This window comes from Azospirillum fermentarium, assembly GCF_025961205.1.
Classification (GTDB): Bacteria; Pseudomonadota; Alphaproteobacteria; order Azospirillales; family Azospirillaceae; genus Azospirillum; species Azospirillum fermentarium.
The window spans coordinates 126,293-147,604 of the sequence record NZ_JAOQNH010000001.1 but is presented as its reverse complement, the minus strand read 5'-3'; the positions used below and the strand labels follow the sequence as shown (position 1 = coordinate 147,604).

General features: G+C 69.8%; 21 protein-coding genes and 1 riboswitch. Of the genes, 9 read left to right on the top strand and 12 right to left on the bottom strand.

Going from position 1 to position 21,312, the window contains the following annotated elements; translation table 11 throughout:
- The first annotated feature begins 81 nt into the window (after positions 1-81).
- The gene (locus tag M2352_RS00735) at positions 82-1,359 is read left to right on the top strand and encodes an acetylornithine deacetylase/succinyl-diaminopimelate desuccinylase family protein (protein ID WP_264662603.1); all 1,278 of its coding nucleotides are present in this window, start codon (positions 82-84) and stop codon (positions 1,357-1,359) included.
- A 107-nt stretch (positions 1,360-1,466) separates the two neighbouring features.
- Here M2352_RS00735 and M2352_RS00730 read toward each other — a convergent pair whose 3' ends face one another.
- Positions 1,467-2,159 carry a Tim44/TimA family putative adaptor protein gene (locus M2352_RS00730; RefSeq protein ID WP_264662602.1) on the bottom strand — a complete coding sequence of 231 codons (693 nt, stop codon included), beginning with the start codon at positions 2,157-2,159 and terminating at the stop codon, positions 1,467-1,469.
- A gap of 161 nt (positions 2,160-2,320) precedes the next feature.
- On the opposite strand from M2352_RS00730, the gene M2352_RS00725 reads away from it, so the two are divergent.
- A complete protein-coding gene (locus tag M2352_RS00725; protein ID WP_264662601.1) occupies positions 2,321-2,881 on the top strand; it encodes an FxsA family protein in 561 nt (186 codons plus the stop codon).
- A gap of 19 nt (positions 2,882-2,900) precedes the next feature.
- On the opposite strand, the gene M2352_RS00720 is transcribed toward M2352_RS00725, so the two are convergent.
- Complete coding sequence (locus tag M2352_RS00720) at positions 2,901-4,502, bottom strand: methyl-accepting chemotaxis protein (RefSeq protein ID WP_264662600.1); 1,602 nt, start codon at positions 4,500-4,502, stop codon at positions 2,901-2,903.
- A 349-nt stretch (positions 4,503-4,851) separates the two neighbouring features.
- Positions 4,852-4,981, top strand: a riboswitch (TPP riboswitch).
- A 91-nt stretch (positions 4,982-5,072) separates the two neighbouring features.
- Between M2352_RS00720 and thiC the strand changes: the two genes are divergently transcribed.
- Complete coding sequence (thiC, locus tag M2352_RS00715) at positions 5,073-6,806, top strand: phosphomethylpyrimidine synthase ThiC (RefSeq protein ID WP_319802007.1); 1,734 nt, start codon at positions 5,073-5,075, stop codon at positions 6,804-6,806.
- Here the strand turns inward: thiC and M2352_RS00710 are convergent.
- Together M2352_RS00710 and M2352_RS00705 are read right to left on the bottom strand one after the other, a co-directional pair.
- Positions 6,803-8,365 (bottom strand): carotenoid oxygenase family protein, encoded by a 1,563-nt coding sequence (locus M2352_RS00710; protein WP_264662599.1) that lies wholly within the window; start codon positions 8,363-8,365, stop codon positions 6,803-6,805. The genes thiC and M2352_RS00710 overlap by 4 nt on opposite strands.
- Before the next feature lie 12 nt (positions 8,366-8,377).
- On the bottom strand, positions 8,378-8,794 hold the full coding sequence (locus M2352_RS00705) for a DUF2141 domain-containing protein (protein WP_264662598.1): 417 nt from the start codon (positions 8,792-8,794) through the stop codon (positions 8,378-8,380).
- 126 nt (positions 8,795-8,920) lie between these two features.
- On the opposite strand from M2352_RS00705, the gene M2352_RS00700 reads away from it, so the two are divergent.
- The gene (locus tag M2352_RS00700) at positions 8,921-9,757 is read left to right on the top strand and encodes a LytTR family DNA-binding domain-containing protein (RefSeq protein WP_264665281.1); all 837 of its coding nucleotides are present in this window, start codon (positions 8,921-8,923) and stop codon (positions 9,755-9,757) included.
- 14 nt (positions 9,758-9,771) lie between these two features.
- Here the strand turns inward: M2352_RS00700 and M2352_RS00695 are convergent, their stop codons facing one another.
- The 4 genes from M2352_RS00695 to M2352_RS00680 form a co-directional block, all read right to left on the bottom strand.
- Positions 9,772-10,221 carry a hypothetical protein gene (locus tag M2352_RS00695; RefSeq protein WP_264662597.1) on the bottom strand — a complete coding sequence of 150 codons (450 nt, stop codon included), beginning with the start codon at positions 10,219-10,221 and terminating at the stop codon, positions 9,772-9,774.
- Between the two features lie 44 nt (positions 10,222-10,265).
- Complete coding sequence (locus tag M2352_RS00690; protein ID WP_264662596.1) at positions 10,266-10,889, bottom strand: GNAT family N-acetyltransferase; 624 nt, start codon at positions 10,887-10,889, stop codon at positions 10,266-10,268.
- 117 nt (positions 10,890-11,006) lie between these two features.
- A complete protein-coding gene (locus tag M2352_RS00685) occupies positions 11,007-12,230 on the bottom strand; it encodes an NADP-dependent isocitrate dehydrogenase (RefSeq protein ID WP_264662595.1) in 1,224 nt (407 codons plus the stop codon).
- 199 nt (positions 12,231-12,429) lie between these two features.
- Positions 12,430-13,014: an LOG family protein gene (locus M2352_RS00680; protein WP_264662594.1), complete on the bottom strand. Its 585-nt coding sequence runs from the start codon at positions 13,012-13,014 to the stop codon at positions 12,430-12,432.
- A 157-nt stretch (positions 13,015-13,171) separates the two neighbouring features.
- Here M2352_RS00680 and M2352_RS00675 point away from each other — a divergent pair, with 157 nt between their 5' ends.
- The 3 genes from M2352_RS00675 (at position 13,172) to M2352_RS00665 (ending at position 15,802) form a co-directional block, all read left to right on the top strand.
- Complete coding sequence (locus tag M2352_RS00675; RefSeq protein WP_264662593.1) at positions 13,172-13,657, top strand: c-type cytochrome; 486 nt, start codon at positions 13,172-13,174, stop codon at positions 13,655-13,657.
- 4 nt (positions 13,658-13,661) lie between these two features.
- Positions 13,662-14,540 (top strand): c-type cytochrome, encoded by an 879-nt coding sequence (locus M2352_RS00670; protein WP_264662592.1) that lies wholly within the window; start codon positions 13,662-13,664, stop codon positions 14,538-14,540.
- 104 nt (positions 14,541-14,644) lie between these two features.
- Positions 14,645-15,802 carry a LysM peptidoglycan-binding domain-containing protein gene (locus M2352_RS00665; protein ID WP_264662591.1) on the top strand — a complete coding sequence of 386 codons (1,158 nt, stop codon included), beginning with the start codon at positions 14,645-14,647 and terminating at the stop codon, positions 15,800-15,802.
- Positions 15,803-15,805: 3 nt separating this feature from the next.
- On the opposite strand, the gene M2352_RS00660 is transcribed toward M2352_RS00665, so the two are convergent.
- Positions 15,806-16,345, bottom strand: a complete 540-nt coding sequence (locus tag M2352_RS00660; protein WP_264662590.1) for a hypothetical protein — start codon at positions 16,343-16,345, stop codon at positions 15,806-15,808.
- Between the two features lie 133 nt (positions 16,346-16,478).
- Between M2352_RS00660 and M2352_RS00655 the strand changes: the two genes are divergently transcribed.
- Complete coding sequence (locus tag M2352_RS00655; protein WP_264662589.1) at positions 16,479-17,174, top strand: phosphatidylserine decarboxylase; 696 nt, start codon at positions 16,479-16,481, stop codon at positions 17,172-17,174.
- Positions 17,174-18,052: a CDP-diacylglycerol--serine O-phosphatidyltransferase gene (gene pssA, locus M2352_RS00650; protein WP_264662588.1), complete on the top strand. Its 879-nt coding sequence runs from the start codon at positions 17,174-17,176 to the stop codon at positions 18,050-18,052. The genes M2352_RS00655 and pssA overlap by 1 nt, the downstream gene beginning before the upstream one ends.
- A gap of 12 nt (positions 18,053-18,064) precedes the next feature.
- Here pssA and M2352_RS00645 read toward each other — a convergent pair whose 3' ends face one another.
- From M2352_RS00645 to M2352_RS00635, 3 genes are all read right to left on the bottom strand, one after another.
- Positions 18,065-18,400 carry a hypothetical protein gene (locus M2352_RS00645; protein WP_264662587.1) on the bottom strand — a complete coding sequence of 112 codons (336 nt, stop codon included), beginning with the start codon at positions 18,398-18,400 and terminating at the stop codon, positions 18,065-18,067.
- Between the two features lie 223 nt (positions 18,401-18,623).
- Positions 18,624-19,844, bottom strand: coding sequence for a M20/M25/M40 family metallo-hydrolase (locus M2352_RS00640; RefSeq protein ID WP_264662586.1), 1,221 nt, complete (start codon positions 19,842-19,844; stop codon positions 18,624-18,626).
- A gap of 54 nt (positions 19,845-19,898) precedes the next feature.
- A complete protein-coding gene (locus M2352_RS00635) occupies positions 19,899-21,185 on the bottom strand; it encodes an allantoate amidohydrolase (RefSeq protein WP_264662585.1) in 1,287 nt (428 codons plus the stop codon).
- Positions 21,186-21,312 lie beyond the last annotated feature (127 nt).

Below are 21,312 nucleotides of genomic sequence, written 5' to 3'. Positions count from 1 at the left end.
GCCGCCGTTTGGCCAGCTTGCCGCCGCGCCCCCCTCCGTTACACTTCCAGGCGGGTTTCGCTGCTCGAGGGAGGATGCTTCATGGCCAGCCGCCACCACGACGCGCTGTTCCGCCGGATCGAGGATCAGACCGGCGCGCTGGTGGATCTGACGCGCGACCTGATCCGCATTCCCACCGTCAACCCGCCGGGCGACGCCTATACCCCCTGTGCCGAGCTTCTGGGCCGGCGGCTGGCCGCCCGCGGGTTCCAGGTGACCTATGTCCGGGCGGAGGGCACCCCCGGCGACAGCGAGCGTCACCCCCGCACCAACGTCGTCGCCCGCATCGAGGGGCGGGGGCCCGGCCCCTGCGTCCATTTCAACGGCCACATCGACGTGGTGCCGGCGGGGCACGGCTGGACCGTCGATCCGTTCGAAGGGGTGGTGCGGGACGGGCGCGTCTATGGCCGCGGCGCCTGCGACATGAAGGGCGGGCTGGCGGCGGCGGTGCTGGCGGTGGAGGCGGTTCTCGACAGCGGCATCCCCTTTGCCGGTGCCTTGGAGATTTCCGGTACGGTGGATGAGGAATCGGGGGGATTCGGCGGCGTGGGCTATCTGGCGCGCCGGGGCTGGTTCTCGCCCCCGCGGGTCGATCACGTCATCATCCCCGAGCCGCTGAACGTGGACCGGGTGTGCATCGGCCACCGCGGCGTGTGGTGGGCGGAGATCGAGACCAAGGGCCGGGTGGCCCACGGCTCCATGCCGTTCCTGGGCAACTGCGCCGTGCGCCACATGGGGGCGGTGCTCCACCGCATCGAGGAGGAGCTGATCCCCCATCTGGCGGCCAAGCGCACGGCCATGCCGGTGGTGCCCGAGGGGGCGCGGCAGTCCACCATCAACATCAATGCCATCCACGGCGGCCAGTGCGAGGGCCACGGCGGGCTGCCCAGCCCGATGGTTCCCGATTCCTGCCGCATGGTGATCGACCGCCGCTATCTGATCGAGGAAGACCCGGAGACGGTGAAGGGGGAGATCATCACGATTCTGGAGGGGCTGAAGCGGGACCGTCCCGGTTTCGACTACGCCATCCGCGAGATTCTGGCCTTTCTGCCCACCATGACCGACGCGGACGCCCCGGTGGTGCGGGCGGTGGAGCGGGCCATCGAACAGGTTCTGGGCCGCCCGGCGCAGCAGGTGGTGTCCCCCGGCACCTATGACCAGAAGCACATCGTGCGCGTGGGCCATCTGAAGGACTGCATTGCCTACGGCCCCGGCATCCTGGATCTGGCGCACCAGCCCGACGAGTTCGTGGACATCGCCGACATGGTTCACTCCGCCCAGGTCATGGCCGCCGCGGCGTTGGACCTTTTGAGCGCTTAACGTGGCGGGATGCGTATCAGACGGACAAAGCCGGTCACCCCCTCACCCAACCCTCTCCCCGGCGGGGAGAGGGCTTTTAGGTGGCGGCAGCGCCCCCAAGAACCGCATCAGTCGGCGAACACCGTCTCGCTCAACAGCCAGTTGGGATCGTTGGAACGGATGTCGCGGGTGAAGGTCCAGATGTCGGTGACGGTTTCCACCGCCTTGGGATCGCCATCGACCACGGCGCCCGACGCATCGCGGGTCACCCCGGTCTGCTCGGAGATGAACGTCACGGTCACCGCCACGGTGCGCCCGTCGAGCCGGGCGGCGGTGACGTCGGCATCGACGATGCGGTGAATGGTGGTTTCCAGCGTCTGGCCAGCCTGCTGGCGCTGACGGATGGCGGCGGCGAAGCTGTCGTAGACCGGATCGGCCAGCAGCGGGCGCAGGGTGGCGGTGTCGCCGGCGGCGAACGCCCCGACGATCATGGTGAAGGCCGCGCGCGCACCCTGAAGGAAGTTCTTTTCCTCGAACATCCGGTCGGCGGCGGCGATGCGGGCCAGGGTGGCCGCCAGGGATTCCGGTTCGCCCGGCGCCGGCGGGGGCGGCACGTCGGCGATGCCGCGGTCACGGCCGGGCATGGGGATCACGTTGTCGCCATGCGGCGCCGCGCGGTCGGTGGGGGTCGGTGCATAGGGATTGGAGCGGCGCGGTTCATCGTTGTCACGGCGGCCCAGAACGCTGCGCAGGCGATACACCAGAAAGGCCGCGATCATGGCGAAGATCACGATCTCGATGAAAATAAACCCATCGCCCATCAACACGTTCCTTCAAGTCAAAGGCCAATCGAGCCGGATTCGGGCTGTTTCACCCTGGACGCGGCCCGATCCCGGCATTAAGTGTGCCACATGGGCCGTCTCATCGACTAGATAGGCCGTCCCCCTGGAAAGAGCAAGAACGGCAAGGAGTCCTTTCCCCCATGAATCCCCTCGCGGCGCTTCTTCTCCTGCCGATCGTGGAAATCGTCGGCTTCGTCATGATGGGCGACTGGCTGGGGCTGTGGCCCACGCTGGGGCTGCTGGCGCTGGGGGTGGTGGCCGGATCGGTGCTGATCCGGGTCCAGGGGCTGTCCACCCTGCGCCGGGTGCAGGAATCGGCGCAGCGGGGGGAAATGCCCATGGGCGCCCTGTTCGATGGATTCTGCACGGTGATCGGCGGGGTTCTGCTGATCATTCCGGGGTTCTTCAGCGACGTGCTGGCGCTGCTGCTGATCATCGGGCCGGTGCGGCGCACGCTGGGCCGCTGGATGTTCGGGCGGATGCAGACCGCGGGCGGGGTGTGGATGGCGGGCGGGCGGAGCGCGGGCGCCTACGAGGGGGCAGGATTCGGTGATGAGCCCCGCCGGCCCACCCACCGCCCCGATCCCGGCGTGATCGACGGTGATTTCCGCGAGGTGGACCCGGCCCCCGATCCCGCCATGCCCCGGCTGGACGAGTCGCGCTGGCGCCCCGCCCCGCCGAAACGGGACGGGGACGCCTGACGGTTCATCGGCGCACGTCTCATCCGCGCACGTCGCGCAGGAAGCTGTCCACCTCGGCGGACAGGGTGCGCACCTGACCCGACAGGGATTGCGCGGCGCTGAGCACGCCCGCGGCGGTCTGGCCGGTGGTGCGGGCGGTCTGGGCCACGCCGCCGACCGTGCGCGACACCGCCTGGGTGCCGTGGGCGGCGGATTGCACCGCGCTGGCGATGTCGCGGGTGGCGGCGTTCTGCTCGCCCACCGCGGCGGTCACCCCGGCGGCGATGCCGTTGATCTCGCGGATGGTGGTGCCGATGGTCTGGATGGCCTCCACCGCTTCGCGCGTGACCGACTGCATGGCCGCGATCTGGCTGGAGATGTCGTCGGTGGCCTTGGCGGTCTGGCTGGCCAGGTTCTTCACCTCCGACGCCACGACGGCGAAGCCCTTGCCGGCCTCCCCCGCCCGCGCCGCCTCGATGGTGGCGTTCAGCGCCAGAAGGTTGGTCTGGCTGGCGATGGAGTTGATGAGCTGCACCACCTCGCCGATGCGTTCGGCGCTGGCCTGCAGGCCCTGCACCGTGACGTTGGTGCGCTCGGCGCTGGACACCGCGTCGTTGGCGATGGCGGCGGAGTGGTGAACCTTGGCCGCGATCTCTTCGATGGAGCCGGCAAGCTGGGCCGCGGCGGTGGACACCGACTTCACATTGTCCAGGATGGCGTCGGTGTCGGTGGCCGCACTGTGGGACTGGGCCGAGGCATCCTCGGCCACGCGGGCCATGGAGCCGGCGGATTCCGCCATGCCCTGGCTCGCCTGGGCGATGGCACCGACCAGGGTGCTGACCTTGGCCTGGAAACGGTCGGCCAGATCGACCAGGGCGCGCTTCTTGTCGGCCTCCGCCCGTTCGGCCTGGGTCGCCTGTTCGGCGTGCAGCCGCCCGATGGCTTCGGCGTTGTCGCGGAACACGCGCACCGCCCGCGCCATGGTGCCGATCTCGTCCCGCCGTTCGGTGGCCGGCACCTGGGCCTGGGTATCGCCCCCGGCGATGCGGTCCATGGTGCCGGCCATGGCGCGCAGGGGCCGGGCCACCATCACCCCGATCACCCCGTTCAGCAGCAGCACCAGACCCACCAGCACCGCGGCGGACACGGCGAGCTGGTGTTTCACCTGATCGGTGATGGCCGCCTTCTGCCCGTTCATGCCCCACGCCACGGCCAGCGCGCCCGACGCCTTGTCGCCGCGGTTGTTCAGCACCGGTACCGCCACCACCACGTGGTCGCCCACGGTGCGGACCTGCGGCTTCAGGCTGCCCAGCGCCGCGGTGATCATGTCTTCCTGCCGGCCCAGGTCGAAGGCGGGGTGGGCGGGGTTGCGGTAATCGGTGATGGTCCCGTCCTTGGCGTGGACCGCGCGCAGCGACGCCAGCTCCACCGCGTCGGATTTGGCGAGCGGGATGAATTCCGCCTCCACCGCGTTGCCGTCGCGGCCCACCACGCCGACGCGCACGGCGTTGGCCAGCATCTCCGTCTTGACCTTCGCGTCGTTGGTGGCGACCCGCACCGCTTCGGCCATCTGCATGTTGGCCGAGAGGCCGACGATCAGGGCGAAGCCCACCACCACCGCCGCCATGAAGCAGACGGTCACCTTGCGTCCAATGGTCCAGAAGCCGCTTCGTATATCTGATTGTTTGTCAGCAAAGCCGTTCATCTCGTCCCTTCCCGCAACCTTTTAACCCTGTATTAACCACCGGAATACACACGCCGAACCGTTGCCGCCCTGATGAGGCAGCACCGTTCTTCGACCGTATATTTAAATTTTATGATTCTTGTTTTGACGGACTGACCGCCGTCTTGATGATTGAGGCACTCAATCGAATCGCTTTTCAAGCGTATTTTCGCCCCCTATGCGCCCTCATGCCGCATTCGCAAAAAACGGTCCGAATCGGGCTTCGGACGATTTCTTTTGACAAGTTTGCCGGGAATGGCAAACCATCGCCCCGTTCCAGGGGGGTCCCGTTAGGGGGCTGAGATATCACCGGCCACGGCTTTTGGTTGCTGGCGACGTGATGACCCTTCGAACCTGATTCGGTTCATACCGGCGAAGGGAGGAACGGGGCGCACCCCCATGGCGGGGCTTTGTGCGGCCCGACAGACCGCATCCCAGCACCAGTATGGCACCGGATCTCCCACCCACACCGCGTGAGGAGACCATCCCGTGCCCCAAGACCTGACACCCGTCATCCCCCCCGCCCGCACCGTGTCCGCCGGCCCCATCGCCGGATCGCGCAAGGTGTATGCGTCGTGCGCCGCCCACCCGGACATGCGGGTGCCGCTGCGCGCCATCGACGTGGGCGGCGGTGAACCGTGCGTCATGCAATACGACAGCTCCGGCCCCTACACCGACCCGGACCTGGATATCGACACCGCCCGCGGCCTGCCCCATCTGCGGGCGCGGTGGATCCGGGACCGCAACGATGTGGAGGTCACCGCCGCCGGCACGCTGCGCGGGCTGGCCGGGCGGGCGGTGACCCAGATGGCCTATGCCCGCGCCGGCATCGTCACGCCGGAGATGGAATACATCGCCGTGCGCGAGAACCTGGGCCGGCTGACCGCCCCGGCCACCCGGTTCGACGGCGAACCCTTCGGCACGCCGCTGCCCGACCTCATCACGCCGGAATTCGTGCGGGCGGAGGTGGCGGCGGGCCGGGCCATCATCCCCGCCAACATCAACCACCCGGAAAGCGAGCCGATGATCATCGGCCGCAGCTTCCTGACCAAGATCAACGCCAACATCGGCAATTCCGCCGTCGTCTCGTCCATCGACGAAGAGGTGGAAAAGATGGTGTGGTCCATCCGCTGGGGGGCGGACACGGTGATGGACCTGTCCACCGGGCGCGACATCACCGAGACCCGCGGGTGGATTCTGCGCAATTCCCCCGTGCCCATCGGCACCGTCCCCGTGTATCAGGCGCTGGAGCGGGTCAACGGCAAGGCCGAAGACCTGACGTGGGAGGTGTTCCGCGACGTGCTGATCGAACAGGCGGAGCAGGGCGTTGACTACTTCACCATCCACGCCGGGCTGCGGCTGGCCCACATCCCGCTGACCGCCCGGCGGGTGACGGGGATCGTGTCGCGCGGCGGCTCGATCCTGGCGAAATGGTGCCTGTCCCACCACCGGGAGAATTTCCTCTACGACCGCTTCGCCGAGATCTGCGAGATCTGCCGCACGTACGACGTGGCGCTGTCGCTGGGCGACGGCCTGCGTCCCGGATCGCTGGCCGACGCCAACGACGCCGCCCAGTTCGCCGAGCTGGAGACGCTGGGCGAGTTGACGAAAATCGCCTGGGACCGCGACGTCCAGGTGATGATCGAGGGGCCGGGCCACGTGCCGCTGCACAAGATCAAGGAGAACGTGGAGCTGCAGCAGCGGCTGTGCCACGACGCGCCGTTCTACACCCTGGGGCCGATCGTGACCGACGTGGCCCCCGGCTACGACCACATCACCAGCGCCATCGGCGCGGCGATGATCGGGTGGTTCGGCACCGCCATGCTCTGTTACGTCACGCCCAAGGAGCATCTGGGCCTGCCCGACCGCGACGACGTGAAGGCCGGGGTCATCGCCTACAAGATCGCCGCCCACGCCGCCGACGTGGCCAAGGGGCACCCGGCGGCGCGGCTGCACGACGACGCCATGTCGCGGGCGCGCTTCTCCTTCCGGTGGAAGGATCAGTTCGCGCTGGCGCTGGACCCCGACACCGCCCAGGCGTTCCATGACGAGACGCTGCCGGCGGAAGGGGCCAAGACCGCCCATTTCTGCTCCATGTGCGGGCCGAAGTTCTGCTCCATGAAGATCTCGCAGGAGGTGCGCGACATCGCGGCGGACGAAGGCATGGAGGAGATGTCCCGCCGCTTCCGCGAGGGCGGCGGGGCCATCTACACCCCCGTCTAAGCCGGGGCGAAGGCGCCGTGGAACCCCAGCGGCAGGGGCGCGTCCAGCCACGCCTGCGCCACCGGGCCGGCGGACAGCCGGGCGGCGTCGAACAGCGCAAGGCCGGTGCGGGAGCGGTCCGCCGTCTCCCCCACCGCCAGCACGGTGCCCAGCAGCCAGCCGTCGCCCTCGGCTTGGCTGCCGGGGCGGGGGACGAAGACCATCTCTTCGGCGATGATGCCGGGGGGATGGTCGTACCGGTCCACCGCCCCGGTTTCCATGTCCCGCCGCACCACGGCCCCCAGCCACGGGCCGGTGCCGTCCACCCGCCGTTCCAGATGGAACAGCGCGCGGTTGCGCCGGCCCACCATCCGCGGGTCAACGCGGGGGAATTCCGCCAGACCGGCGCTCAGCGGTTCCACCGCCGTGCGCCCGTCGGGGTGAAGGGTGATGAGGGTGATGCGCGGCGGGGCCGAGTCCGCCCGTTCCCCCCGCATCACCAGCCGCAGTGTCCGGTCCACCAGCCCGGCGTCGGGGGCTAGGCAGAAATCGCAGCGGATGGTGCCGTCCGCCTCCTCCCACGCGTTGCCGAAGTGGAAGCCGAAGCCGGCGGGCAGTTCCCACCGCCGCACCACCGCCAGCGTGTCCTTGTCCACCGCCACCGCCCGCAGCGGCGCGTCGGGCTGCCAGCGGTGGGCGTCGAGGAACGGCACCGTGCCCCAGCGGGCCGGGTCGATGGTGTAGGGGGCCAGCAGGAACAGGATGTGCCGTTCGGTCACCGCCATGTCGTGCAGCATCCCTGGATGGCGCTCAGGGATCTCGGCGCAGCGTTTCAGGGCGCCGTCGGCCCCCACCCGCCACACGAACAGGCGCCCGCTGGGGTAATCGACGCCGAAGTTCCACACCGTGCCGTCCGGGTCGGTCTTGGGGTGGGCGGAAAAGGGCATGCCCGCCAGATCACGCCGCCACACCCGCTCCCCCGCCGTCGCCAGGGTGGCGGGGTCGAGGTCGTAGGCCGATCCCGCCTCCCACAGCGCCAGCAGTTTCCCGGCCAGGGGCAGGACGGAAATATTGGCCGGGTTCATGGCGTCGGGCGGGGTGCCGAAGGGCAGGCCGTCCCAGTGGGTGCCGAAGGCCCCGGTCAGTGCCCGCCCGGCGGCGGCCTCGGCCATGCGCTTGCGGGTGGCGACATAGCGGGCGCGGTAGGACACCCGCCCACCGCCGATGCCCCAGCGGTGGACCAGCCCGTCGCCGTCGAACCAGTGGCGGTAACGGCGCCCGCCCACGCTCTGGCTGCCCGGCCCGTTGCGGTAGAAGGCCCCGCGCAGCTCCGCCGGCCACGCGCCGGAAACGGCGGCATCGGCAACGTCCCGTTCCACCCCGTTGCCCTGCCAGCCGATCAGGCTGGGGTCGCGGGCAAGGGCGGCGTCGAAGGCGGCGGCCCAATCATCGCCATCGGTGGCGGCCAGATCGGCGGCGGCCAGCAGCGGTTTCAGGGGCACCCCGGCCAGCAGCGCCGCCCCGGCGGCGGCGCGCAGCAGGGTGCGGCGGTCGCACGGCATCACGGTCATCCTGGTCATCACCAGTCCTCCTCACGGCGTCAGGGCGACGGCGGTTTCCGCAACGCCGTCGCCGACGGTGACGGCCACGGCGTCGAATCCGGGTTTGCCGAAGGCGGCGGCGGGGTTGTTGGCGAAGCCGTACGCCTCGGTCGGGATGCCCACCAGATTGGTGGACAGCCGCCCGTCGCCGTCGGCATCCTGGAACACCGCGAGTGCGTAGCGTCCGGGGGCTAAGCCGGCGAACACGGCGGTCACCGTGCCCGCCAGCGGGGCAAGCTGTACGCCCGCCGTCCGCTCGTCGCGGGTGTACGTGTCGGGGGAGGCGTACAGGCCGGCCATCACCGTGCCGCCATGGGGCTTGACGTTGGCGATGGTTGCGCGAAGCTCTCCCGCAGCCGCGGGGGCGGCCAGCAGCAGCAGGGACAGGATGGATAGGGGACGGATCATGGCGACGGGCTCCGCTGTGGGGAATGAATGTGCCATCGCTGATGCCGCAAGGGCCGGTTGCCCCGCCACGGCGGTTGCGCGCGCAGCCGCCCTTCCTTCGCCGGATGCAGGTCCCTGCCGTTGACGATGCGTGAAGCGGCGGTTGCCGCCCAGCCCTTGGCCCAGCCCCTGTTCCGCCCGCGCCTGTGGCTGACCCGTCATCTGCCGGTGATGGCGGCGACGGCGGCGGTTCTGGCCGCCCTCGGCCCCTACGGCACCTTCCAGGATCTGACGCTGCCGGGGCGGCTGGCCTATTGGGGCGGGATGATGCTGTTCGGGTTCCTGGCTTATCAGGGGGTGATGGCGCTGGGCATCCTGGCCGCCGGGCGCATCGGGGCCCACCGTGGCCGGGCGGTGCCGTGGCCGGCGGTGGTGGTGCCGGTGACCCTGGTGGTGAACGCCCTCATCACCGCGGCGGTGGCCGTGGTGGAAACCCGGCTGGGGCGTGGCGGATTCGGCGCGGTGGGCGGGCTGGCCACCCTGTACGTCTATTGCCTGATCGTGACGGCGGTGGTGACGGTGCTGCCGCTGCGTGCCGAACTGCTGAGCCGCGGCACTCTGACGCCGCCGGCCCCGGTCCCGTCACCGGAGCCGGCGGTCCCCACGGGCGAGCCGCGGTTCCTGGACCGCATCCCCCCGCGGCTGGGCCGCCGGCTGCTGGCGCTGGAGATGGAGGATCATTACCTGCGCATCCACACCGCCGCCGGCAGCGATCTGATCCTGATGCGGCTGCGCGATGCGGTGGCGGAACTGGACGGCTTCCCCGGTCAACGGGTCCACCGCTCGTTCTGGGTGGCGCGGGATGCGGTGACGGGGGTGGAGCGGCGCGCGGACGGCAAGCTCACCCTGGTTCTAAGCAACGGCATGAAGGTGCCGGTCAGCCGCACCCACGCCCCGGCGGTGCGCGCCGCCGGGTGGGTGTAATCCCTGCCCTTCCGTCAGGGCGCCGGGGGCAGGCAGTTGTCCACGATATCGGCGCAATCCGCCGGGTTGGACCCGTCGCCATACCCAAGCCGGGCCACGGTTCCGTTGCGCAGCACCACGTCGGCGCGGCAGCCGCCGGGGCTGGACAGGGCGAACAGGGGGAAACTGGCCCCGACACCCATGGTGGCCCCGCCGGCGCTGCTGCCCTGCACACCGATGGCGGTGCTGGGGGACGGGGTGGCAAAGGGCGAGTCGCGCAGATAGGTGTAGATCTCGTCCCCGTTCACCGTGGCCTGCTTGTCGGGCACGCCGGCACAGGCCAGAAGCTGCGCCTTGTTCATGCCCACCAACTGCCGGGTGGCCCGGTCCGCCAACTGCGTGCGCGGGTCGGTACCGGAACAGGCGGCCAGCGCCAGAACCGCCGCCGCCGGAACCAGCACCCGCCGGATATGTTTCGCCGTCATCGCCAACCGCCTTCCGTTCTTTCCGGTTACCGTTATCACCCTGGTTACCGCCACAATGGGAAACCCGCGCGCCGGGTCAAGGTTTCCCGCACCATCAGGATGCTGCCCCCCTCGTGCGGCAGCCGCGGGTGCCAGGGGATGGCCGCCCGTCCGCGCTCGGTGAAGCCATGGCGGGCATAGAGCCAGCGGGCCGGTTCGTTGTCGGCCCACACATGCAGCGACAGGCCGGGGAAGCCGCCCGTCGCCGCCCGCTCCACCGTCTCTTCCAGCAGCCGTCCGGCGACACCCTGCCGCCGCCACGCCGGCAGCACCGCCAGCGCCGACAGGAACAGGGTGTCCCACGCCTGCACGGCGTCGAAGCTGGCCAGGTGTTCCAGCCGGTCGGGGGGAATCAGCGAGCGGTCGGCCTGCCGCATCCAGTCGGTGGGATAGGCGTGGGCGATGCCGGCCACCGTGCCGTCCGGGGCCTGCGCCACCACGATGTGACGGTACGAGAAGGAGCCGGCGGTCCCGCTCAGGCCGGGAATCAGCAGGTCCACCGTGCTCATCCCCGGCACCAGCCCGTCGAGCATGAATTCGTAAGATCCGCCCCCCGCCATCACCAGCAACGGGGCGATGGCCGGAGCATCGTCGGGGGTGGCGGGACGCAGGGTGATGGAATCGGTCATGCCCCCAGCATCGCATCGTTGCCGCGGCGGGAAAAGCCGTGATGCGCCGGAAACGAAAAACCCGGAGCCTTGCGGCTCCGGGTCCGTATCGCCCGTGAAGGGAGGGGGAGGCCGCTATCAGGCGGCCACGCCCATCTTCTTCCGCAGGTTCTCGTCCAGCTTGTCCAGGAACTGGCGGGTGGTCATCCAGGGCTGTTCCGGCCCGATCAGGATGGCCAGATCCTTGGTCATGTAGCCCGATTCCACCGTCTCGACGCAGACCTTCTCCAGGGTCTGGGCGAACTTCACCACGTCGGGGGTGTCGTCGAACTTGCCGCGGTAGGCCAGCCCTTGCGTCCAGGCATAGATCGAGGCGATGGGGTTGGTGGAGGTCTCCTTCCCCTTCTGGTGCTCGCGGTAGTGGCGGGTGACGGTGCCGTGGGCGGCCTCGGCCTCCACGGTCTTGCCGTCGGGGGTGACCAGCACCGAGGTCATCAGACCCAGCGAGCCGAAGCCCTGCGCCACCACGTCGGATTCCACGTCGCCGTCGTAGTTCTTGCACGCCCACACGAAGCCGCCTTCCCACTTCAGGGCGGAGGCGACCATGTCGTCGATCAGGCGGTGTTCATAGACCAGACCCTTGGCCTTGAACTGATCCTTGTAGTGTTCGTCGAAGACGGCCTGGAAGATGTCCTTGAAGCGCCCGTCATAGGCCTTCAGGATCGTGTTCTTCGTGGACAGATAGACCGAATAGCCGCGGTCCAGACCGTACATCAGGCTGGAATGGGCGAAGCCTTCGATGGATTCGTCCAGGTTGTACATGCCCATGGCCACGCCCGAGCTGGGGAAGTCGAAGACTTCGTGCTCGATGGCGTCGCCGCCTTCCGCCGGGGTCCACTTGATCGACAGCTTGCCGGCACCCGGCACCTTGAAGTCGGTGGCCTTGTACTGGTCGCCGAAGGCGTGACGGCCGATGATGATCGGCTTGGTCCAGCCCGGTACGTAGCGCGGCACGTTGGAGCAGACGATGGGTTCGCGGAAGACGGTGCCGCCCAGGATGTTGCGGATGGTGCCGTTGGGCGACTTCCACATCTTCTTCAGGTTGAATTCCGTCACCCGCGCTTCGTCGGGGGTGATGGTCGCGCACTTCACGCCCACGCCGTACTGCTTGATCGCGTTGGCAGAGTCCACGGTCACCTGATCGTTGGTGGCATCGCGGTTCTCGACGCTCAGGTCGTAATACTTAAGGTCAATGTCCAGATACGGCAGGATCAGCTTTTCTTTGATGAACTGCCAAATGATCCGGGTCATCTCATCGCCGTCGAGTTCGACGACCGGGTTCACGACTTTGATCTTGCTCATGGGTGGGCTTTCTCCCCGTGGGGTGAGGGCGGTACGTTTTCTTTCCTTGGGCGCCGGGCGCGCCATCCATCGGGCGTAACCGCGACCGCCGCTGACGACGACGGCCGCCTCCCCGGGCGAGGCTCGGCGGTTATAGCATTCACGATGGGGGGAGGGAAGAAGCCCTACGCCCCTCCCCGCCAAAACCGCAACGAAGGGATTACAGCCACTTTGTTTCCGGCGCGATCACCGGTTCGGGCTGGGCCGCCAGGGCCGGGAACACCGCGTCGATGCTCGCCACCGTGGTGTAGAGGCGCTTGTGGCCCGGCTGGCAGAAGCCGGCGGCGATCATGTGGTCGATCAGCGCCTCGAACGGCTGCCAATAGCCGTCCACATCCACCACAACCACCGGCTTGTCGTGCAGGGCAAGCTGTTTCCAGGTCAGGATCTCGAACGCTTCGTCCAGCGTGCCGAGACCGCCGGGCAGAACGACGAAGGCGTCGGAACGGTCCATCATCATCCGCTTGCGGGTGTGCATGCTGTCCACCACGTGCAGTTCGGTCAGGCCGGTGTGCTCCACCTCCTTCACCTGGATGTGCTCGGGGATGATGCCGACCACCTGGCCGCCGCCGGCCAGCGCCGCATCGGCGACGATGCCCATCAGACCCACGCGCCCGCCGCCGTAGACGAGCTGGATGCCGCGTTCGGCCAGGCCGGCGCCCAGGGTGTGGGCCGCCTGCTTGTAGACATCGGACACCCGGCTGGACGAGCCGCAATACACGCACACGGATTGGGGAGTTTTCATCCCTTGTACCTTCTTCGAGAAACGCTACTTCCCAAGACGGCAGCGCCGCTGTTGGGAAACAGCCCGTCCGTCATCATAGGGGGAAAAGCCGGCGCTGCGGAATCATCCAGTCGTCATCGTCCAATACCCAAACGTCATCAGCAGGGGAGGTTGCGCCATGTCCGTTTCCGTCCGCGCCCGCCGTGCCGTGCCGACGCTGGTTTTCGCATCCCTGGTGGCCTGCACCGTCTGTGCCGCCCCGTCCGCCGCCGCCACCCCGCAGGAACAGGTGGAGGCGCGCGAGAAGCTGATGAAGACCATGGGCGGCGGCATGAAGGCCCTGACCCAGTTCATCAAGGGGGAGGCCGGCGGGCCGGCGGAGGTGAAGAAGGCGGCCTCCGACATCGCCGGGGTGGCGGCGCACGATCCCATGGCGGTGTTCCCCAAGGGCACGGCCATGGGGGTGGGCGACAGTGCGGCCAAGCCGGCCCTGTGGGACAACTGGTCCAAGGCCGCCGGGCTGTGGGGTGACCTGAAGACCGCCAGCACCGGCCTGGTCCAGGCCGCCGACACGGGCGACAAGGCGAAGGTCGCCGCCGCCACCCAGGCCGTCGGCAAGGTGTGCCAGAGCTGCCACGAGGATTTCCGCCAGAAGAAGGAGTGAGGCCATGAGCCCCCGGCGGCTGTGTCTTCCGGCGCTCCTCGTCCTGCTGGCCGGGGCGGCGCCGGCTCAGACGCAGTCCCCGCCCGCCGCCCCGGACGGGGCGGCGGCGCGGGGGCAGTACGTGTTCCAGGCGGCGGGCTGCCTGGGCTGCCACACCAACGAGAAGGGCGGGGGCGCGCCGCTGGCGGGCGGGCGGGCGCTGGCCACCCCCTTCGGCACCTTCTACACCCCCAACATCACCCCCGACCCCACCCACGGCATCGGGCGGTGGAGCGAGGAGGCGTTCGTCCGCGCCTTCCGCCATGGGGAGGGGCCGGACGGCACCAGCCTGTTCCCCGCCTTCCCCTATCCTTCCTACACCCGGATGAGCGATGGGGATCTGCGCGACCTGCGGGCCTATCTGATGACGCAGCCGGCGGTGGCGGCACCCAACAAACCCCACGACCTGTCAGCCCCGTTCGGCTGGCGGTTCCTGCTGCCGCTGTGGCAGGCGCTGTATCTGACGCCGGGGCCGCTGGCCGACGATGCGTCCCGCCCGCCCGTGTGGAACCGCGGGCGCTACCTGTCCGAGGCGCTGGGCCATTGCCAGGAATGCCACACGCCGCGGGGCTGGATGGGCGGGCTGGACACGGCGCGGGCCTATGCCGGCAACCCCGCCGGGCCGGAGGGGGACAAGGTGCCCAACATCACCCCGTCGAAGAAGGGCATCGGCGGGTGGTCGGAGTCGGACATCGTGCTGTTCCTGGAAATGGGCATGATGCCCGACGGGGATTTTGCGGGCGGTGCCATGGCCGAGGTGATCCGCAACTCCACCGCGCGCCTGACGGCGGACGACCGGCGGGCCATCGCGGTCTATCTGAAGTCACTACCGCCTTTGGACTAGCCGCACTATGCTCATGGTTGATCCCGCCGCCGGTTCAGCACACAGTGGGCGGCGGGATGCGGCCCCGGCGGGGTGGCCGTGTGTGTGTTCGCAAGGTGCAGGCCGTGAAACGATCTTTTGCCCTTGGCATCGGCGGGGTGGCCGCGTTGGCCGCGCTGGGGCTGTTTCTGTACGAACGCCAGGCCAACGCACCGGACTCCCCCTATCCCTGGCCGCCCATCGGCGGCGGCGCCCCCAGCCCGCGCATCGCCGCCCCGCCGCCTCCGCCGGTGGCCATCGCCCTGCCGCCGGCCCCGCCGGCCCCGGCTCCGGCCCCCGCGGCAGCCCCGGCCCCGCCGCCGGAACCGCCCGGCCCGCGGTTCGACATCGTGCGCGTCACCCCCCAGGGCGAAACCGTGGTGGCCGGACGCGCGGCCCCGGATTCCACCGTGACCCTGCTGGACAACGGCGCCCCCATCGCCCAGGTCAAGGCGGACCCGCGCGGTGAATGGGTTGCCGTGCCCACCGCCCCCCTGTCCCCCGGCAGCCGTGAATTGAGCCTGGAAGAGCGCAAGGGCGATTCGCCGCCGGTCCCGTCGGAGCGGGTGGTGGTGGTGGCCGTGCCCGATCCGGCGGCCCCGGTTCCTGTGGCTCCCGTCCCGGCGCCGGTTCCCGCGGCGGCCCCGGCCATGCCCGCCGCCCCGCCGCCCGCCGCCGAACCGGCGGTGATCCAGCCGGTGGCCCAGCCGGTGGCGGTATCGATGCCGCGGGAGGGCGGGGCGCCCAGCGTGGTGCTCCAGCCGCCGCCCGCCGCCGACCGGCAGCCCATGCCCAAGGATGGGGTGGCCGTCGATTCCCTGGATTACGACAAGGGCGGGCATGTGGCGCTGGGGGGACGCGGCGTGCCCGGCGCCTCGGTCCAGCTCTATCTCGACAACATCCTGGTGGGGCGTGCCCACACCGACCCGAATGGTCATTGGCGGCTCAGCCCCGACCGGCCCATCGACCCCGGCCTCTACACCCTGCGCGCCGATCAGGTGAGCGCGGCGGGCAAGGTGACCGCGCGGGTGGAAATGCCGGTGCAGGTGTCGGAGGTGCCGCCCGACATGGCCGACGGGCGGTCGGTGGTGGTCCAGCCGGGCAACAGCCTGTGGCGCATCGCCCGCCGCACCCTGGGCGAGGGGCTGCGCTACACCCAGATCTATCAGGCCAACCGCGAACAGATCCGCGACCCGGACATGATCTATCCGGGGCAGATCTTCGCCATTCCGGCGTCGAATTAAGGGTTACAGATACTCCGCCAGCAGGCGCAGGAAGGGCCGCGCCTCCTGCACCAGCAGCACGATCTCATAGATCAGGTCGTCGGCGTTCATCGGCTGTTCGGTGCGGCATTCGCAGAACAGCAGGATCTTGTGCTGCCCCTCCACCACGAACCGGGCGCGCGGCAGGCCCATGGACTGGATCGAGCGCAGCAGGTTGATGAGCGTGCGGCGGGTGTGGGGCGACTGGGCGGTGAAGGGGATCATCCCCACCTCGGCCCAGATCTGGCCCACCGATCCGGGGTCGCCGCTGCCGTCGTCCTTGTTGGCCAAGGCGATGGGGGCCGGGGCGATGGGGGCCGGGGCGATGGGGGCCGGGGCGATGGAGGCATGGAACATCAGCCCATCCACCACGAAATTCAGCTTGGACGGCCGCGGCGGGCTGGCGACGGCCAGCACCCCCTCGGGCGTCATGTAGAGGGCGTTCATGGCGACGGGCCGCCCCGACGCCGCCACCTGGGCCAGCGTGTGCAGACGGTCCAATCGGGCGGTGGTGGGAACGGACACGGGGTTTCGCCCATTCATAGCCGGGGAAGGATCATGCACAATGCTGCACCCCCGCTAAAAAACTGTAAAGGCCGTGGTGGGGGGACTAGAATGCGCCGCTTCGATTTTTGAGCTGAGGGGTTAGCGTCCGGCGATGTCCGCCTTGAAAACCGTCATTGTGCCCATCAACCGCGCCGGCTGGCCGTTCATCGCCGCTTTCGCCGTTGTCTCGCTGCTTCTCGGGCTGTTCGTGGCCCAGCCGCTGGGCTGGCTGGGGCTGGTGGTGACGCTGTGGTGCGTCTATTTCTTCCGCGACCCCGACCGCACGGTCCCGGCGCGCGACGGGCTGCTGGTCAGCCCCGCCGATGGGCGGGTCACCATGATCACCCCCGCCGTTCCCCCGGTGGAACTGGGCATGGGGCCGCAGCCGCGCACCCGCATCTCCATCTTCCTCAACGTGTTCAACGTCCACATCAACCGCACCCCGGCCGCGGGCGAGGTGCTGGCCGTGGAATACCACAAGGGCAAGTTCCTCAACGCAGCCTTGGACAAGGCCAGCGACGAGAACGAGCGCATGGCCGTGCGCCAGCGCATGCCCAACGGCCAGGAAATCGCCTATGTCCAGATCGCCGGACTGGTGGCGCGGCGCATCATCTGCCATCTCAAGCCGGGGCAGCGGGTGCGCACGGGCGAGCGTTACGGCCTGATCCGCTTCGGCAGCCGCACCGACATCTACCTGCCCGACGGGGTGAACCCGCTGGTGTGCGTGGGGCAGCTCGCCATCGGCGGCGAAACGGTGCTGGCCGACCTGACATCGACCGAACCGCAACGGCAGGGTGAGATTCGTTGATGAAGCGTCCGCCCGTCTTCCAGTCGGGGGTGTTCAAGCCCGGCGTGTTCCGCAAGCGCAAGGCCCGCCGCCCGTATCCGCGGCTGAAGGGGTTGTCGATCAACCACCTGCTGCCCAACGTGCTGACGGTTCTGGCGCTGTGCGCCGGGCTGACCGCCATCCGTTTCGCCATCCACGCCCGTTGGCAGGAGGCGGTGATCGCCATCGTGATCGCCGCCGTGCTCGACGCGCTGGACGGGCGGATCGCCCGGCTGCTGAACGGGCAGAGCAAGTTCGGGGCGGAGCTGGACAGCTTGTCCGACGCCATCAGCTTCGGCGTCGCCCCGGCGCTCACGGTCTATCTGTGGGCGCTGAGCGAGGCGGGGAGCCTGGGGTGGATTTCGGCGCTGGCCTATGCGGTGTGCTGCGCGCTCCGCCTGGCCCGGTTCAACGCCGGGCTGGGGGCGACCGACCTGCCGCCCTTCGCCTTCAACTACTTCACCGGGGTTCCGGCCCCGGCGGGGGCGGGGCTGGTGCTGCTGCCCCTGGTGGCGGGATTCGAGGTGGGCAGCCTGCCCGCCCATCCGCTGCTGGTGGTGCCGTGGACGCTGATGGTCGGCGGGCTGATGGTGTCCACCATCCCCACCTTTTCCGGCAAGGGCATGCGGGTGCCGCAGAACTATGTGGTGCCGGCGCTGGTGGGGGTGGGGCTGGTCGCCGCCTTCCTGGTCAGCCAGCCGTGGTGGACGCTGTTCTTCCTGGGCGTGGCCTATCTGGTGCTGATCCCGGTGTCGCTGCGGCGGTTCCACACCCTGAAGCGCGCCGCCGCCCACATGCAGTCGCCCCCGGCCATCGCCGGTGCGGCGGCGGAAGCCGACGGCCCGCCGCCCGCACACTGAGGGCCGGCGGGATCAGGCGCCCAGCAGACGGTCGCTGGTCATCACCTGACAGATCATGGGGATGGTGCGCAGGCAATTGGCCACATGGTCCGATTCGCGGCGCCCCATCCCCTGGATCTCGATCTCCACGGCCAGGATGTCGAGCGTGGCGGCCAGTTCGCTGCGCAGGCTCAAGGGCACCAGCCCGCGCTTGGCGAACAGTTCCAGCGCACGGGGAAGCACGCCGGGGTCGGCGCTGGCCCGCAGGCTGAAGGTGACCACCCGGCTGGGGATCACCTCACGGGAATCATCGGACGCTTGGGGAGCGGTGGGCGCCACAACGGCGCGGACGGTGGAATCGCAGAGCATGGTGTCTCGGTCCTGGCGAACAGCGGTCAACAAACGGTCTGAATGACGGTCTTCCCGGCCCTCACAGGAGGACCGGGCCGCTAATTCGCAGGTTCTGCCGCAGCAGGAACGGGGACGCGAGGCGCTTTTCCATGGCCGGCAGGGTAACGGCCGAGCACACCCCGGTCAATGCGGCAGAAACGCGGGGCAGCCCGGCGGCGCCCCGCTTTCTGTACGATGTGGATTATTCCGCCAGCAGGTCCGCCAGCGCCGCTGCCACCACCTCGGTCGCCTTGTAGAGGTCCGCCAGGGGCAGGCGTTCGTCGGCGCGGTGGGCGTTGGCCTCCTCGATGGTGTGGGGGCCGGCGCCGTACAGCGCGATGGGCACGCCGGCGGCGGCATAGTGGCGGGCGTCGGTGTAGAGCGGCACGCCCTTGGCCTCCACCGGCTCGCCCATGATGCGGGTGGCGTGGGCGCACAGCACCTGGGCCAGCCGGTCGGTGCCGGGCAGGGGGGACAGGGGCTGGGCCAGCAGGATGCGCCGCACGTCGGCGCGGGAACCCGGCACATGGGCCACGGCGTCGGCGATGACGGCGCGCAGGGTGGCCTCCACCTCCGCCGGGTGTTCCTCGGGGATCATGCGGCGGTCCAGGCGCAGGGTCACGCGGTCGGGCACCACGTTGGTGTTGATGCCGCCCTTGATCAGCCCCACCGTCAACTGCGGTGAGCCGATGCCGGGCACCGCCGACACCCGCTGCGGCAGCCCCTTGCGGTAGGCGTACAGTGTGGTCAGCACGCAGTTGGCCGCTTCCAGCGCGTCGATGCCGGTCATGGGCAGGGCGGCGTGGGCCGATTTGCCGGTAACCTCCACCTCCAGGTGCAGGCAGCCGTTGTGGGCGGTGACCACGCCATAGCTGAAGCCGGCGGCAATCGCCATGTCGGGTGTGCTGATGCCCTGTTCCAGGAGCCAGCGCGGCCCGATCTCCCCACCCGCTTCCTCGTCATAGGTCAGGTGCAGTTCCACCGTGCCGCGGGCCGTGCCCATGGCCTCCAGCGCCAGCAGGGCGAAGGCGTAGGTGGCGAAGTCGGACTTGGACACCGCCACGCCGCGCCCGATCATCCAGCCGTCCACGATCTCCGCGCCATAGGGGTCGCGGGTCCAGCCCTCGCCCGGCGGCACCACGTCGCCGTGGGCGTTCAGGGCGATCACCGGCCCGTCGCCGAACCGCTTGCGCACCACCAGATTGGTGGCGCTGATCATGCCGTTGGCCCGCACCACCTCGGACGGCACCGGGTGGCGTTCGACGGTGAACCCCAGCCCTTCCAGCAGGGCGGCGGCCCGTTCGGCGTGGGGCGCGCAGTCGCCCGCCGGATTGTCCGAAGGGGTCTTGACCAGTTCGGCCAGGAAAGCGGTCTGCCGTTCCCGCTGGGCGGTGAGGAAGGCATGGAGATCGAAGGAGGTCATGGAAACGGAACGGTCCCTTGTTGCGAAAACGCCGGGGGTACGAAAACGGCGGGGTTACGAAAGCGCTTGTACCGGCAGGTGGCGAAGGGTGTCGAGAAGAACGGCGGCGGCAAGGCCGGCGTCGGCGGCGGTGATGGATTCGGCGGGGTTGTGGCTGATGCCGCCCCGGCACCGGACGAACAGCATGGCCATGGGCAGCACGCCGGCAAACACCATGGCGTCGTGCCCGGCCCCGCTGGGCAGGCGCTTGGGCTCCACCCCCGCCCGCGCGGCGGCGGCGGCGAAGGCATCCATCAGCGCCGGCGTGCAGGGGGCGGCGGGCGTCTCGCTGGTCTGGTCCACCGACAGGGCGACGTGGCGGCGCTGGGCGATGATGGCGCAGGCATCCAGGATCGCCGCCGCCCCGTCCCGCCGCACGCGGTCGTCGGGCGACCGCACGTCCAGGGTCAGGCGGGCACCGCCGGCAATGACGTTGACCGCGCCCGGCAGCACGTCCAGCCGGCCGACGGTGGCCACCAGGCCGGGGGTGTGCAGCGCCTGCCGCTCCACCGCCAGCACCATGTCGGCGGCGGCGGCCAGCGCGTCGCGCCGCCCGGCCATGGGCACGGTGCCGGCATGCCCGGCGGTGCCCGTGATCCCCAGCGTGTAGCGGCTGGCGCCGTTGATGGCCGTGACCACCCCCACCGGCACGCCCGCCTGTTCCAGCACCGGCCCCTGTTCGATGTGGACCTCAAGATAGGCCAGGGCGCGTGCCACGCGGGCGGCGGTTGCGGGATCGGCGGCCAGGGCGGCGGGCGCCCCGCCGAACGCGGCCAGCGCCTCGCCCAGCCGCACCCCGTCGGCGTCAGCCGCATGCAGGCACGCGGGGTCGAAGGTGCCGGCCACCGCGCGGGTGCCGCTGAAGATCACCGGAAACCGCACCCCCTCCTCGTCGCCGAAGGCGATCACCTCCAGCGCGAAGGGCAGGCGTTCGCCGCGGCGGTTCAGCTCCTCCACCACCGCCACGGCGGTCACGACGCCCAGGGTGCCGTCGTATTTCCCGGCGTTGCGCACGCTGTCGATGTGAGATCCCAGCAGCACCGCCGGGGCGCCGGGCGTGGCCCCCTCGTACCGGCCCACCACGTTGCCGGCGGCGTCCACATGGGCGGTCATGCCGGCCTGCTCCATCCATCCGGCCAGCCAGCCGGCGGCGGCGCGGTGGGCGGGGGAGAGGTACAGCCGTGTCAGCGCTGTCCCGCCGTCGGTGAACCCCGCCAGCGTCTCCAGCCGCGCCAGCAGGGCGGCTCCCAGGCAGTCCCGGCCGTCACGGGCCGTCGCATCGGATGAGGGGGAAACGTGCATCGGCAACCTTGGCGCCCTGGTTGTAAGGATCCGTCGCGGGGTGGCCCAGAAGGGGAATCCCGGCAGAATAGCGGCTGCAACGGTCCGATGCTTCGATAATTCGCGCGTGTGCGTTCTTTTGAAACGG

Bases quoted from the DNA above. Each gene is read 5' to 3' on its own strand.
- M2352_RS00710 (WP_264662599.1), bottom strand. From the start codon at position 8,365: ATGACCAGGATGACCGTGATGCCGTGCGACCGCCGCACCCTGCTGCGC.
- M2352_RS00725 (WP_264662601.1), top strand. From the start codon at position 2,321: ATGAATCCCCTCGCGGCGCTTCTTCTCCTGCCGATCGTGGAAATCGTC.
- M2352_RS00640 (WP_264662586.1), bottom strand. From the start codon at position 19,844: ATGACCTCCTTCGATCTCCATGCCTTCCTCACCGCCCAGCGGGAACGG.
- M2352_RS00685 (WP_264662595.1), bottom strand. From the start codon at position 12,230: ATGAGCAAGATCAAAGTCGTGAACCCGGTCGTCGAACTCGACGGCGAT.
- M2352_RS00635 (WP_264662585.1), bottom strand. From the start codon at position 21,185: ATGCACGTTTCCCCCTCATCCGATGCGACGGCCCGTGACGGCCGGGAC.
- M2352_RS00705 (WP_264662598.1), bottom strand. From the start codon at position 8,794: ATGATCCGTCCCCTATCCATCCTGTCCCTGCTGCTGCTGGCCGCCCCC.
- M2352_RS00695 (WP_264662597.1), bottom strand. From the start codon at position 10,221: ATGACGGCGAAACATATCCGGCGGGTGCTGGTTCCGGCGGCGGCGGTT.
- M2352_RS00675 (WP_264662593.1), top strand. From the start codon at position 13,172: ATGTCCGTTTCCGTCCGCGCCCGCCGTGCCGTGCCGACGCTGGTTTTC.
- M2352_RS00690 (WP_264662596.1), bottom strand. From the start codon at position 10,889: ATGACCGATTCCATCACCCTGCGTCCCGCCACCCCCGACGATGCTCCG.
- M2352_RS00735 (WP_264662603.1), top strand. From the start codon at position 82: ATGGCCAGCCGCCACCACGACGCGCTGTTCCGCCGGATCGAGGATCAG.
- pssA (WP_264662588.1), top strand. From the start codon at position 17,174: ATGAAGCGTCCGCCCGTCTTCCAGTCGGGGGTGTTCAAGCCCGGCGTG.
- M2352_RS00730 (WP_264662602.1), bottom strand. From the start codon at position 2,159: ATGGGCGATGGGTTTATTTTCATCGAGATCGTGATCTTCGCCATGATC.
- M2352_RS00645 (WP_264662587.1), bottom strand. From the start codon at position 18,400: ATGCTCTGCGATTCCACCGTCCGCGCCGTTGTGGCGCCCACCGCTCCC.
- M2352_RS00700 (WP_264665281.1), top strand. From the start codon at position 8,921: ATGCGTGAAGCGGCGGTTGCCGCCCAGCCCTTGGCCCAGCCCCTGTTC.
- M2352_RS00655 (WP_264662589.1), top strand. From the start codon at position 16,479: ATGTCCGCCTTGAAAACCGTCATTGTGCCCATCAACCGCGCCGGCTGG.
- M2352_RS00680 (WP_264662594.1), bottom strand. From the start codon at position 13,014: ATGAAAACTCCCCAATCCGTGTGCGTGTATTGCGGCTCGTCCAGCCGG.
- M2352_RS00670 (WP_264662592.1), top strand. From the start codon at position 13,662: ATGAGCCCCCGGCGGCTGTGTCTTCCGGCGCTCCTCGTCCTGCTGGCC.